11 protein-coding genes are annotated in these 12,582 nt (G+C 66.4%); 1 reads left to right on the top strand and 10 read right to left on the bottom strand.

The window, feature by feature from the left end:
• Positions 1–17 precede the first annotated feature (17 nt).
• The 10 genes from SOM61_RS19240 to SOM61_RS19285 form a co-directional block, all read right to left on the bottom strand.
• Complete coding sequence (locus SOM61_RS19240) at positions 18–800, bottom strand: polysaccharide deacetylase family protein (RefSeq protein ID WP_320475562.1); 783 nt, start codon at positions 798–800, stop codon at positions 18–20.
• Positions 797–1,483: a hypothetical protein gene (locus SOM61_RS19245; protein ID WP_320475563.1), complete on the bottom strand. Its 687-nt coding sequence runs from the start codon at positions 1,481–1,483 to the stop codon at positions 797–799. Before SOM61_RS19245 ends, SOM61_RS19240 begins: the two co-directional genes overlap by 4 nt.
• A gap of 106 nt (positions 1,484–1,589) precedes the next feature.
• A complete protein-coding gene (locus tag SOM61_RS19250) occupies positions 1,590–2,759 on the bottom strand; it encodes a glycosyltransferase family 4 protein (protein WP_320475564.1) in 1,170 nt (389 codons plus the stop codon).
• Complete coding sequence (locus SOM61_RS19255; RefSeq protein WP_320475565.1) at positions 2,665–4,029, bottom strand: hypothetical protein; 1,365 nt, start codon at positions 4,027–4,029, stop codon at positions 2,665–2,667. Before SOM61_RS19255 ends, SOM61_RS19250 begins: the two co-directional genes overlap by 95 nt.
• Positions 4,026–5,273 (bottom strand): lipopolysaccharide biosynthesis protein, encoded by a 1,248-nt coding sequence (locus SOM61_RS19260; RefSeq protein WP_320475566.1) that lies wholly within the window; start codon positions 5,271–5,273, stop codon positions 4,026–4,028. Before SOM61_RS19260 ends, SOM61_RS19255 begins: the two co-directional genes overlap by 4 nt.
• A complete protein-coding gene (locus tag SOM61_RS19265; RefSeq protein ID WP_320475567.1) occupies positions 5,270–6,469 on the bottom strand; it encodes a DegT/DnrJ/EryC1/StrS family aminotransferase in 1,200 nt (399 codons plus the stop codon). Before SOM61_RS19265 ends, SOM61_RS19260 begins: the two co-directional genes overlap by 4 nt.
• Positions 6,470–6,472: 3 nt before the next feature.
• The gene (locus tag SOM61_RS19270; protein WP_320475568.1) at positions 6,473–7,114 is read right to left on the bottom strand and encodes an acyltransferase; all 642 of its coding nucleotides are present in this window, start codon (positions 7,112–7,114) and stop codon (positions 6,473–6,475) included.
• A 2-nt stretch (positions 7,115–7,116) separates the two neighbouring features.
• Entirely contained in the window at positions 7,117–8,178 is a 1,062-nt protein-coding gene (locus SOM61_RS19275) for a Gfo/Idh/MocA family protein (RefSeq protein WP_320475569.1), read from the bottom strand.
• Between the two features lie 70 nt (positions 8,179–8,248).
• Complete coding sequence (locus SOM61_RS19280) at positions 8,249–9,577, bottom strand: nucleotide sugar dehydrogenase (protein ID WP_320475570.1); 1,329 nt, start codon at positions 9,575–9,577, stop codon at positions 8,249–8,251.
• A 111-nt stretch (positions 9,578–9,688) separates the two neighbouring features.
• Positions 9,689–11,728, bottom strand: a complete 2,040-nt coding sequence (locus SOM61_RS19285) for a polysaccharide biosynthesis protein (protein WP_320475571.1) — start codon at positions 11,726–11,728, stop codon at positions 9,689–9,691.
• A 425-nt stretch (positions 11,729–12,153) separates the two neighbouring features.
• Here SOM61_RS19285 and SOM61_RS19290 point away from each other — a divergent pair.
• Positions 12,154–12,582 (top strand): transposase (locus SOM61_RS19290; protein ID WP_414675032.1); only part of this gene is annotated, 429 nt, incomplete at its 3' end.

Consider the following 12,582-nt stretch of genomic DNA (forward strand, 5'->3'; position numbering starts at 1 on the left):
GCGTCATATCCGATGCGTCATATGCGCCACGCCATTTCCTCGACCAGGCGCCGCCAGTTGCAGCGGGTGTTCTCGATCCAGTTGGTTTCCCATTGCACCGGGTGGGTGAGCATGCAGATGCGTTCGTAGTGGCCGAGGGCGCCGAAGGGCGACATCGGCGTGTAGTAGACGGGATGCTTGCGGTCGCTGATATACAGGTCGAGTCCGCGCAGCAATTCGGCGTCGTAGGATTCGCATTCGATGCCGCAACGGGTGCGCAGCGCGCGGTCGCGCAGCAGCTCGTGGTTGATCACGTTCAGGCGGCGGTTGGCGAAGTCGCCATGGCTGGCCACGGTGGCCAGCGGCGCGCCCAGGCGCGACGCGATCTGACCGATATTGCGTGCGAACAGTTCGCGGATCTCGGGAAAGCGCAGGCGCAGCTCGTCGCCCTTGCGGATGCGGTGGCGCTTGGCGAAATCGGCGACCTCTTCGTAGTGGTAGCTGGCTTCGCTGCCGGCCGCTTCGATCTCGCGCATGAAGCCGTAGTCGAGGGTGCAGAGGCGAAAGTAATAGCTGGCCCGGACGCCGTGCCGGGCCTCGAGCGCGAACATCTTCTTTGCCGTGCGCAGGTCGCTGTCGATGTCATGGCGGTGCACCAGCGTCTTGCGCGGCGTGTCCTGGCGGTTCAGGTTGCGGAAGAAGCTGCGCACCGATACCTGTGCGTAGCCGGCGTCGTTCGCCGCCTGCAGCAGCGAGGCGTACTCACCGAGGCGGCTGGGCATCAGGTAGTCGGCATACACCCGGTTGAGGAAAGTCTTCATTGCAGTGAATACTGTGCTCGATAGGGCTGAAAACCCAGGATGGTCTTGAAGGTCTTGAGGCCGGGCTGGGCGCCGAAGAAGGTGTCGTACATGACGTAGTGCACCTCCTGTTCGTCGATCAGGCGGCTGATGGTTTCCACCAGCAGCAGGTGCATGATGCCGTCGTTATTGCGAAAGCCCAGCATTTGCGAAAAGGCGGCGAAATTCCCATAGATGGCGAGGCTCGCGTATGCGACCAGTTTTCCTTGTGGATCGAGAATGCCGTGATGGCGGAAATGCGGCAGCGTGTCGAATGCCTCGCGTTTCTCCGTATATTTGCGGTCCATCGGGCGGCCTTGCCGCGTATCGAGCGAGGTATTGATGGCGTGGATGTCGTCGATGTAATCGTTGCGGTCGATGTCGACGAAACGGTAGCCGCGCCTGCGCGCCCGTTTGGCGTGATAGCCGCCGTGGTTCTTCGCCTTGATCTGCTCCTCGTAGGCATGGCGGTCGGCGAAGCGCGACAGGTCGATCAGTGCCGCGCCGACGGTCTTGGCGCGAATGAGGCGAAAGCGCGGATGCGGCCGGGTGAAGGCGCGGTAGGTCGTGCGGATATCTTCCGGATCGATATGCTCGTGAAAACAGAGTTTCGCAACCGGCAAATTAATGGCTTGAATAAATGTGTTGTAGTGTTGCAAGAACATATTCTCACCTCTAAGTCTGCTTTACACGATAAGGTGGATCGCCGTGCGTTTCCTTGAAACCGCTTAAACGATGGGCGCTGGCGCGGCATGATTTTTTTTCTGTTTGCTAGGTCAGCGCCAGGCGGTGGGCCAATGGATGCCGGGTCAGGTCGGCATAGAATCGCACCAGTTTCTGCGCCTCGTTTTTCCAGTTATAGGTCTGCTCGACAGCACGCCGGCCATTGGCGCCCATCCGCCGGGCCCGTTGCGGATCCTGCGCCAGGTGGTCGATGGCGGCGGCGATGGCAACCGGATCGCGCGGGTCGACGCACAGGCCGCAATCGCTGGCCTCGACGATGGCGCGCCAGCGCGGGAAATCCGACGCGATCACGGGAATGCCGGCCGCCATGTATTCGAACATCTTGACCGGCAGCGCATCGCGGTAGCTCGCGGTCGGCAGCAGGGTGACCAGGCCGGCGAAGGCGTTTTCCATGACCCGGCCCACGCCGGCGCGGTCGAGGTGGCCGAGCGCGCGGATGCGGGTCCAGCCCGGCAGCAGCGCCATATCGCGCGCGAGCGCCGGGTCGGCGAAGCTGCCGGCCAGGGCCAGCCGGGCCGGGGTGCGCAGCAGGGCGCAGGCCCGCACCATTTCGCGGATGCCGCGGATCGCCGAGATGCTGCCGACGTAGCAGATTTCGGTGCGCGCGTCCCAGCTGCGTTCGGGAGCGAATTCCTCTGGCAGCGGATAGTTGGCGACGTCGATCGTCTGCCCATTGCAGCGCGCGAGCCGCTCGCGGATATGGGGCGTGGCGGCCAGCAGGCCGTCGAGGCGGGCGCAGGCGTAGCGTTCATAGCGGGCGTACAGGCCTGCCGCCAGGCGCGCGATGCCAGGCGCCAGATAGGGTTTGTCGAGCAGCTGGGTCGGCACGTCTTCGTGGGCATCGAACACGACGCGCATGCCTGCGCGCCGCAGGCGCAGGCCGGCCGGCAATAGCTCCGGGTCGTGCAACTGGTAGGCGTCGGCATCGAAGGCCAGCGCGCGCGCGGCGACCCGGCGCGTGGTCCACAGCATGCGGTCCAAACGCGCCACGAGAGCGTTTGGACGGCGCCCCGACGGGCCGCCTGCGTGTTTTCCGGCGTCGACGATCCGGACGCCGTCGCGCAGTTCGTCGCCGAGGCCGTCGGCCACCACCAGGATCACCTCATGACCGTGGTTGGCCAGCGTGCGGCATTGCTTGATGAAGATCCTGGTGTCGTAGCGCGGATGCGCCGAGGTCAGGTGGACGATGCGCGGCATGTTTCCTCTCGTAGGCATAGCGGCTGCAGGCGCCGAGGGTGGCGCTGAGCAGCATGTCAGTAAAGTAATGGGACGTCAGCAGCAACAGGACGGTGACGCAGGCGAAGGCGAAGGCCAGCAGGAACAGCGGGCGCCGGCGTGCGGCGAAGTACTCGTGGAAGAACATCGGCGTGATCGGCACGATGGAAAGCGCGGCCACGTAGAGCATGCCGAACAGGCCGAGGTCGACCCAGGCCGACAGCACGTTGTGCGAGTAATGGCCGGGCTTGTAGCTGCCATAGTCGCCCAGGATGGGGTGGGCGGCGATCGATTGCAGCGCATGCACGGTCAGCTGCTGGCGCTTGTTGGCCGAGGTCGAGTGCGACAGGTCGAACAGTTCGAGGATGCGGTTCGAGGGCAGGGACGCCAGGATCTGGTCGAGGTAGAGGCCGACGGTGGCGGCGATGCACACGCCGGCCAGCACGAAGTACAGTTTATGGCGCGAATAATAGAATTCGATCACGGGAATCGCGAACAGCAGGGCCACGAACTCGCTGCGCGCGGTGTTGACGAACAGCGTGGCCGCGCCCACAGCATGCAAGGCCAGGCGCAGCGGCAGCCTGCGCGTGAACGTGGCCACCGCGAGGTAAGTAAACAGGTAGGAGCGCGAGAAACCCTGGTAGGTGGCGAGCGCATTGGTGTCCTTGGCGATGCCGAGCGCGCCGAGGTAGAACACGCCGTCGACCGAATACGAGAACACGATGGTCGACATCCCGGCCAGGCTGAGCAGGCCGACGGCGCGGAAGCGCCGGCTGGCGAAGTCGATGAAGCAGAACTGGATGTAGACCAGCACCATGAACAGGATGGCGAGCATGTGGTAGACCACGATGGCGCGGTTGGCGCCAGCCGCCCCATTGACCACCGCCACGCCCACGAAATACGCGAAGAAGACGCCGTAGTGGATGTCGACCAGGGTCAGGCGCCGAGTGTCGCGCCGCATGCGGGCAAGGTAAACCAGGCACATCGGGCCGGCAAAGGCCAGTGCCACCGGGCCGAAGTAACCGCCCAGGAAGGCGCCCGTGGTGCCGGTGCCGAGCAGGGTATGGTAGAAGAAGAAGCCCGGGAACAGCATGAAGAAGCAGGCGATCATCAGCCATTGCTCGCGCCGGGCGCGCGCCGCGCCGCGGGGCTGGGTGGGCCCGCCCTGCAGTGCCAGCTGCCAGATGTCGGGTGCGGCGCCTGCATGCAGGGCCGGAGGCGGAGCTGGATGCGTCGTGGACGAGGTATTCATGCGGTGGCCAGCCCGTTGCGCGAGCAGTTCCAGGACATGTGCAGGTAGACCAGGTAGAGGCAGGAATAGCCGATCACGTACCACAGCACGTTATCGTGCACGCTGCCCGGCAGCAGGAAGGCGCCGAGGGTGGTGGCGAACAGCGTGACCTGCCACAGCAGGTCGGCCTTCTGGCGGCCGGCCACGAAGAACACATAGCTCAGCGGACTGGCGACGAAGTTGAGCAGGAACAGCGGCGCCATCAGCTGGGCCAGTTCTCCCGCCTCGCGCCAGGAGGCGCCGAACACGGAGGCGAACAGGGCCGGAGCGAAGGCCATCAGCAACAGTGCCGGGCCGATGCCCAGCACCAGCAGCGCCTTGAAGGTGTGGCGGTAGGTGCGGCTGCAATTGCCGTGCTCGCGGAATTCGAGCACCGATTCGCGCTTGAAGACCTCGAGCACCGAGGCCGCCAGCAGCGACACCGGCGCCGACAGCACGCGCTGGGTCAGCGCGTACAGGCCGGCGGCCAGCACGCCGTGGCGCATCCCGATCAGGAACAGCGGCAACTGGCTGACGGCGCCATTGAGCAGGTTCGACGGCAGCGAGTAGCGCCAGAAGGCCTGGTGACGCCGCAGGTAGGCGCGTTGCTCGGGGTCGGGCAGCCAGGCGACGGGCGCGCGCGGTGGACGCAGCAGGCGCCGCGCATACAGGTAGCCGGCCAGCAGGCCGCACAGGTGGCCGGCGATCAGGCCGGACCCGCCAAGTCCGGCGTACAGCAGCGTGAGCTGGGTGACGACGATGACGGCGGCCGCCACCACCTTGGCGCGCGCCGCCTTGCCGAAGGCATTGTGCGAGGTGGCATAGGCGAGCGTGGTCTGCATGCAGGCGATCAGCCAGGCGCCGGCGCCGATCGTGAGCAGGGCCGCCCAGGGCAGGTGCAGGGCCGGTTCGAAGCCGGCCAGCCGCGCCATGGTGGCAATCAGGGTCAGCAGCAATGCGGCGATGGTGGCGCTGTAGAACACGACCCGGAAGCAGGTGCGCTGGTGCTGTTCTTCGTGGTCGAGGATCATCGCCGCCTCCATGCGCAGGGTGGCGCCAATCGCCGACAGCGCGATCACGCCGAGCCAGACGCTGTAGGCGCCCAGTTCTTGCGGCGTGCACATGCGCGTCAGCAGCGGCGCCGCCAGCAGCGGCAGGGCCTGCGCGCCGAGGGCGCCACCGAGGACGGTGGAGACGTGGCGCCAGAATGGCGGCAAATGCCTCATGAAGTGGTGGCGGGAGTGGTGGCGGTGGAGGCGACCGGGGTGACCGAAGCAGGCGCCACCTCGTCTGGCGCCACCTCGTCCGGCGTCACGGCGGGCATCGCGCCGCGCGTCTTGCGACAGGCGTCGAGCAAGGCCCTGGCCACCCGCTGCACGCCGGCATTGTCGAGGAACGGCCCCATCGGCAAGCTGAGGACACGGCGGGCCAGTCCTTCGGCCACCGGATAGGCGTCCGGCGCCAGGTGGGCATAGGCGGCCTGGCGGTGGATCGGCACCGGGTAGTGGACGGCGGTCGGGATGCCGGCGGCGCCGAGCTTCCCGCGCACCCGCTCGCGGTCGTCGACCAGCACCGTGTACTGGGCATGGACGCTGCTGCGGTCGTTGCGCACGGCGAGGACGGGAATCTGGTGGCGCAGCAGCGCGTCGTACTCGGCCGCGGCGCGCTGGCGCTGTTCGACTTCCCATTCGAAGCGCTCGAGCTTGGCCAGCACCACGGCGCACTGCAGGGTGTCCATGCGTCCGCCCACGCCCAGCCGGGTGTGCACGTAGCGGTGCGACTGGCCGTGGACGCGGATCTCGCGCATGGCCTGGGCCAGGGCGTCGTCGTCGGTGAACAGGGCGCCGCCGTCGCCATAGCAGCCCAGCGGCTTGCTGGGGAAGAAGCTGGTGCAGCCGATCGTGGACAGGTGGCAGCTCTGGCGGCCGCGGTAGGTGGCGCCAAAGCTCTGGGCGGCGTCCTCGATGACGGCGATGCCGTAGGGCTCGGCGATCGCGTTGATGGCGTCCATGTCGGCCGGCTGGCCGTACAGCGAGACCGGAAGGATGGCGCGCGTGCGCGGCGTGATGCGCTCGGCGACCAGGCGCGCGTCGATATTGCCGGTGGCGGCTTCGACGTCGGCGAACACCGGGGTGGCGCCCACCAGCATCACGGCTTCGGCCGCGGCGATGAAGGAGAACGGGGTGGTGATCACCTCGTCGCCGGCCTTGATGCCGAGCGCCATCATGGCGATGATGAGCGCCTCGGTCCCGGACGACACGGTGATGCAGTGGCGCGCGCCGGTACGGGCCGCCAGGCGCGCCTCGAGCTCGGCCACCTCGGGGCCGAGGATGTACTGCCCGTGGTCGAGGACGGCCTGGATGCGGCTGTTGATCAGCTCGCGCGAGGCGAGATATTGCGACTTGAGGTCGATGAAGTCCATGGATTATCCTCGTGCGGCGCTCTGGCTCGAGCTGGGGTTCGGGTCGTTGCCAATCAGGTCGCTTGCGCTGTCGGCAGCGCGGCAGACGCTGTCTTGCAGGACGTAGGACTCGCCGGTATGCGGGCAGCGCGCTTCGCCATTGCCGGTCAGGGGCAGGGGCAGGCGGTCGCCGGTGCGGCTGATCCAGCCGATCTGGCGCGCCGGCACGCCCGCCACCAGCGCATGCGGCGCGACGTCGCGGTTGACCACGGCGCCGGCGGCGACGAAGGCGTACTGGCCGATCGTCACGCCGCACACCACGGTGGCATTGGCGCCGATGGTGGCCCCGCGCCGCACCAGGGTGCGCCGGTACTCGTGCTTGCGCGGCACCGCGGCGCGCGGGTTGTAGACGTTGGTGAACACCATGCTGGGACCGCAGAAGACGTCGTCTTCGAGGGTCACGGCGTCGTAGATCGAGACGTTGTTCTGGATCTTGACCCCGTTGCCGATGCACACGTCGTTGCCGACGAAGACGTTCTGGCCCAGCGAGCAGGCGGCGCCGATGCGCGCGCCGGCGCAGACGTGGGCGAAGTGCCAGACGTGGGTGTCGTCGCCGAGCTGGGCGCCGCGGTCGACGATGGCGCTGGAATGGATGATGATTGCCATGGTCAGTACTCCAGCGGCAGGGCGACGCGGCGGCCGTCGCGCGCCGAGCGGTAGGCGGCGACCAGCACCTCGAGCGATTTGAGGCCTTCGCGGCCGTCGGTCTCGGGCTCGGCCTCGCCGCGCAGCACGCGGATCACGTTGTCGTAATAGAGCGGATGGCCGAAGCCATAGACCGAGGTGGTCTGGTAGCTGGCATCAAGCACCAGCGCGTCGTCGGGATCGGGCTGCGCGAATTCCCATTGCTGGACTTCGTTGACGGCGACGCCGCCAATGCGCGCGCTGCCATGCTCGCCGAGGATGGTGATCGAGCCTTCGAGGTTGCGCGGCCAGGCCAGCATGGTGACGTTCATCGAGCCCAGCGCGCCATTGCGCCAGCGCAGGCTCATCACGCCGGTATCCTCGACCTCGATGTCGCGCGCCAGGGTGGCGGTATAGGCTTGCAGGCTTTCGATCGGGCCGACGATCCATTCGAGCAGGTCGACATAGTGGCTGGCCTGGTTCATGAAGGCGCCGCCGTCGAATTCCCAGGTGCCGCGCCAGCCGGCGCTGCGGTAGTACGCGTCGGGGCGGGTCCAGAACACATTGAGGTTGACCATGTAGATACGGCCGAAGCGCTTTTTCTCGACGGCGCGCTTGAGCAGTTGCAGGGTGGCGTTGCGGCGGTTCTGCTTGACCACGAACAGCCGTACCCCGGCCTCGTCGGCGGCGGCAACCATGCGCTTGCCGTCTTCCCAGCGCGTGGCCATCGGCTTTTCGGTGATCACGTGGCGGCCGGCTGCGGCGATGCGGATCGCCTGGCCCGGATGCAGGCCGGACGGGGTGGCGAGCACGAAGGCGTCGGCGTCGAGCTCGGCCAGCATGCGATCGAGGCTGGCATACGGGCGGGCGCCCCCGATGCCGGCGGCTTCTTCGCGCGCGCGCGGATCGATGTCGCAGACGCCGGCCAGTTCGCAGCGGTCGGCGTGCTCGCGCATGGCGTTCATGTGATTGCGCGCGATGCGGCCGCAGCCGACCAGGGCGAAGCGGATCTTGCGGTCGAGGATGGGAGGAGGGTAGTGGCGCATGCGGGCTCCGGGCGTGGCTGTGGATATCGATGAATCGGGCGTGGACGGGTCGGATCGGCGGGCCGGCCGCTCAGGCCTGCACCACGTTCGGCAAGCGGTTCGGGTACACGCCGCGGGTGTCGACGATCAGGTTGGCGTACTGGCGCACCAGGTCGTAGTCGAAGGCGCTGTGGCTGGTGGCCAGCAGCACCACGTCGTAGGACGCGAGCGAGGAAGGTGTCAGGGGCACGCTCGACAGCTCGAAATGGTGTTCGCGCATGCGCGGGAAGACCGGGACGTGCGGGTCGGAATAGTCGACCGCCGCGCCGCGCGCGCGCAGCAGCTCCATCAGCGCCACCGAGGGCGACTCGCGCATGTCTTCGACGTCCTTCTTGTAGGAGATGCCCAGCACCAGGATGCGGCTGCCCATTACCGCGCGGCCGCGCTCGTTGAGGGCGTCGGCCACCTTGCCGACCACCCAACCCGGCATGTCGCTGTTGATCTCGCCGGCCAGCTCGATGAAGCGGGTGTGCAGGCCGTACTGGCGCGCCTTCCAGGTGAGATAGAAGGGGTCGATCGGGATGCAGTGCCCGCCCAGGCCGGGGCCGGGGTAATACGGGGTGAAGCCGAACGGCTTGGTGGCGGCGGCGCGGATCACCTCGTGGATGTCGATGCCCATGCGGTCGGCGATGATCTTCATCTCGTTGACCAGGCCGATATTGACGGCGCGGTGGATGTTCTCGAGCAGCTTGGTCAGTTCGGCCGCGCGTGTCGAGCTGACCGGCACCACCGTGTCGATGGCGGCGCGGTACAGGGCCAGGCCGGCTTCCAGGCAGGCATTGGTGGAGCCGCCGCATACCTTGGGGATGGTGCGGGTATGGAAATCGGGATTGCCCGGGTCTTCGCGCTCGGGCGAGAACACGAGGAACACGTCCTGGCCGACGCGCAGGCCGCGCGACTCCAGGCGCGGACGCAGCTCTTCCTCGGTGGTGCCGGGGTAGGTGGTGCTTTCGAGCGACAGCAGCTGGCCGGGCCGCATGTGCGGCAGCAGCGATTCGACGGTGCCGATCACGAACGACAGGTCGGGTTCGCGGTAGGCGGTGAGCGGGGTGGGAACGCAGATGATCAGGGCGTCGGCCTCGCTGGTACGCGCGAAGTCGGTGCTGGCCATGAAGCCGGCGGCGCGCGCCGCCTCGATCGCCGTGGCATCGATGTGGGCGATGTAGCTGCCGCCGTGGTTGAGCCGCGCGACCTTGTCGGCGTCGACGTCGATCCCGAGTACACGAAAGCCTTCGGCGGCGTAGCGCAGCGCCAGCGGCAGGCCGACGTAGCCGAGGCCGATGATGCAGATCACGGCATGGCGGTCGCGCAGCCGGGCCAGCAGCTGCTCCAGTTGAACTGATTGGTTCTCGTCTCGCATGGGTTCCTCGACAATATCGGTATGACGACGGGTATGACAGCAGGTATGACAGCAACGATGTAACGGTGACAGCGTGATGGCGACGGTGTGAAGCGGCGGCGCTGGCCGCCCCTAGATCCGGAACGGTACGAACTTGCGAATCAGGCCGACGGGCACGGGCTCCTCGACCGGCGCCTGCGGCAAGGGCACCGGCGTCGAGGGCAGGTATTCGGACACGATGGCCTTGACCATCGACTCGATGGGGCCGCGCTCGTGGGTCTCGCAGGCCATCATGAGGCAGGTGATGCAGGTCTCGAGCACGCTGGGCCGCAGCGCGCTTTCTTTCATGCGCATGATGCGCGGGTGCTCGCTCGGGAAGACGGTGCCGTCGGTGAGCAGTTCTTCGTGCAGTTTTTCGCCCGGGAACAGGCCGATGAACTCGATCTCGACGTCGCCGCGCGGTTGCTGGGGCGTGCGCTCGGTGAGACCGTACATGGCGATCATGGTGCGCGCCAGGTCTAGGATGCGCACCGGCTCGCCCATGTCGAGCACGAACACGTCGCCGCCCTTGGCCATGGCGCCGGCCTGGATCACCAGCTGGGCCGCCTCGGGGATGAGCATGAAGTAGCGCGACACCTCGGGATGGGTGATCGTCACCGGCCCACCGCGCGTGATCTGGCGCTGGAACAGGGGAATCACCGACCCCGAGGAACCCAGCACATTGCCGAAGCGGACCATGCAGAATGTGGTGCCTGCGCGGTTGCCTTCGCGGTTGCCGGCCCCATTGCCGGCGCCATCGCCCGGTGCGCCGCCACCGGCGGCGCGGGCGGCGGCGGCCTGGAAGATCAGTTCGGCGATGCGCTTGCTGGCGCCCATGATATTGGTCGGCCGCACCGCCTTGTCGCTCGAGATCAGCACGCAGGTCTGGACGCCGTGGTGGGCCGCGGCGGCGGCGATGATCTGGGCCCCCAGCACATTGTTGCGCAGGCCTTCGACGATATTGGTCTCGACCAGCGGCACGTGCTTGTAGGCGGCGGCGTGATAGATGGTGTCGATGCCGCCCGCGGCCAGCACCCGCTCGACCAGGTCGGCGTTGCAGACCGAGCCCAGGTGGGCGTGGATGGGCAGGTCGGGAAAGCGCGCCGCCAGCTCTTGCCGGATCGTGTACAGGGCGTATTCGGAATGGTCGACCAGGTGCAGGCGCGCCGGGCTCAGGGTGACGATCTGGCGACAGAGCTCGCTGCCGATGGAACCGCCGGCGCCCGTCACCAGCACCCCCTGGCCGCGCACGCAGCGTGCGAACAGGTCGAGCCGCGGCGGCACCGGCGGCCGGCCGAGCAGGTCTTCGAACTTGATTTCGCGGATGGCGTCGCGCAGGACCGACTTGTCGTTGGCCTTGTCGTCGGCCAGGTCGACCAGCCGGGTGAGGATTTTGGTGGGTACGCCGGCCTGGCCCAGGCGCTGCATCAGCTCGCGCAGGCGTTCCGGTGCGGCGGTGGGCAGGGCGATGACGATGGTGCGGATGCCGAGCGCGGCGCCGAGTTCGACCAGGCGCGAGGTGTGGAACACGCGCAGGCCAGCCACGGTGCGCTCGTTCAGCGCGTGCTTGTCGTCGAAGAAGCACAGCGGGCGGTATTCGTCGCCGTCGCGCATGGTCTGGGCCAGCCGGGCGCCGGCCTCGCCGGCGCCGTAGATGGCGACCGCCAGCGCCTTGCCGGCGCAGGGACCGCGCTTGCTGCGCAGCAGCTTGCGCACGCCGATCCGCGATACGACGACATAAGAAAAAGCGATGAACCAATATATCGCCAGCGCGCTGCGCGGAAATCGCGCCTCATTGAGGAATACCAAAGTGAGATAGGCACATAATACCGCAATGCCCAATGCGAGACCGGTAAGGGTGAGCAGGCGATGGTCGATAAAGCGGATGACGGCCCGGTATAAATCGGATAGCCAGAAAGCCATTATCGTCAGCACCGCCACCAGTAAATAAGAGCCGGGCCCAAATTGTTTTGCAAGCTGTAAATCGCCACCGCGCAATATCATTGCGATTAAAAAACACACGGGAAGCGCAACCAGGTCGACCCCGATGGCCAGGGCGGCCTTCGCAGTGCGGTGCATGGACACGATTCTTGCGCAGAGCTGGTGAGACAGGCTGTAGCGTTGAATTGACATGGCAATCGGCTTCTCGCTGAAAGAGAACGACGTGCTGCTGCAATCAAAATAATGGTTTACTGCACGACCAGGCGTTTGAATAACTACTGCGCTGAGTGGGGTTGGCTTTGCGGATTGGTCTTGTGTGTATAAGCTTATTATCTGTCCGAGATTGAATGGCGGGTTTGAGATCACTCAACAGCGATCAGGGATATAATGCGTGAAAAGGGAAGTTGAAATGAAGAAGCGAATGCAAGAAATGGCGCTGGATAATAATTTCTGGCGGCTATTTCTTTAAATCAGGGTATTCGAGAAAAGGCGGGATCGGCGTATGCCGACGGGAATGGCGGAAACAAGAGGCGCTGTCATCGTTAGATATGGATGAGCATTGAACTGCTGAGCTGATCCGCGGTCCAATCCCAGTCACTATCGATCGGGAGCGCGTCATGAAAGCGCCGAAGTTCGCGAAGCTGGTCGCCCAACTACCGCTACTGAACCAGCCGCAGCGTCAGCAGGTACTCGCCGCCCTGCATCCCGCCGCCGGGCTCGACCGGGTGGTTGCCCTCATCGGCGAGCTACGGTCAAAGGTACGCTGCTGCCCGGATTGCGGCTGCGAGCGTTGCCACCGGCACGGCCAGGCCAACGACTTGCAACGCTTCCGCTGCTGCGCGTGCGGCCGCACCTTCAACGACCTGACCGGCACGCCGCTCGCGCGGCTCAGGCACAAGGGCAAGTGGCTCGATTATCTGGACACGGTGCTCGATTCCCGCACAGTCCGCTCGGCGGCCAAGCGTCTCAGCGTGCACCCCAACACGACGTTTCGCTGGCGTCATCGCTTTCTCGACCGCGTCAAGGACGACCGGCCCGAGCGCCTC

The sequence above is a fragment of the Massilia sp. CFBP9012 genome (assembly GCF_034045115.1).
In the GTDB taxonomy this organism is placed as follows: Bacteria; Pseudomonadota; Gammaproteobacteria; order Burkholderiales; family Burkholderiaceae_D; genus Telluria.

What these genes read in the sequence shown, in the direction of transcription:
- SOM61_RS19240 (WP_320475562.1), bottom strand. Translation starts at nt 800, where the DNA reads ATGAAGACTTTCCTCAACCGGGTGTATGCCGACTACCTGATGCCCAGC.
- SOM61_RS19245 (WP_320475563.1), bottom strand. Translation starts at nt 1,483, where the DNA reads ATGTTCTTGCAACACTACAACACATTTATTCAAGCCATTAATTTGCCG.
- SOM61_RS19270 (WP_320475568.1), bottom strand. Translation starts at nt 7,114, where the DNA reads ATGGCAATCATCATCCATTCCAGCGCCATCGTCGACCGCGGCGCCCAG.
- SOM61_RS19265 (WP_320475567.1), bottom strand. Translation starts at nt 6,469, where the DNA reads ATGGACTTCATCGACCTCAAGTCGCAATATCTCGCCTCGCGCGAGCTG.
- SOM61_RS19280 (WP_320475570.1), bottom strand. Translation starts at nt 9,577, where the DNA reads ATGCGAGACGAGAACCAATCAGTTCAACTGGAGCAGCTGCTGGCCCGG.
- SOM61_RS19250 (WP_320475564.1), bottom strand. Translation starts at nt 2,759, where the DNA reads ATGCCGCGCATCGTCCACCTGACCTCGGCGCATCCGCGCTACGACACC.
- SOM61_RS19275 (WP_320475569.1), bottom strand. Translation starts at nt 8,178, where the DNA reads ATGCGCCACTACCCTCCTCCCATCCTCGACCGCAAGATCCGCTTCGCC.
- SOM61_RS19285 (WP_320475571.1), bottom strand. Translation starts at nt 11,728, where the DNA reads ATGTCAATTCAACGCTACAGCCTGTCTCACCAGCTCTGCGCAAGAATC.
- SOM61_RS19260 (WP_320475566.1), bottom strand. Translation starts at nt 5,273, where the DNA reads ATGAGGCATTTGCCGCCATTCTGGCGCCACGTCTCCACCGTCCTCGGT.
- SOM61_RS19255 (WP_320475565.1), bottom strand. Translation starts at nt 4,029, where the DNA reads ATGAATACCTCGTCCACGACGCATCCAGCTCCGCCTCCGGCCCTGCAT.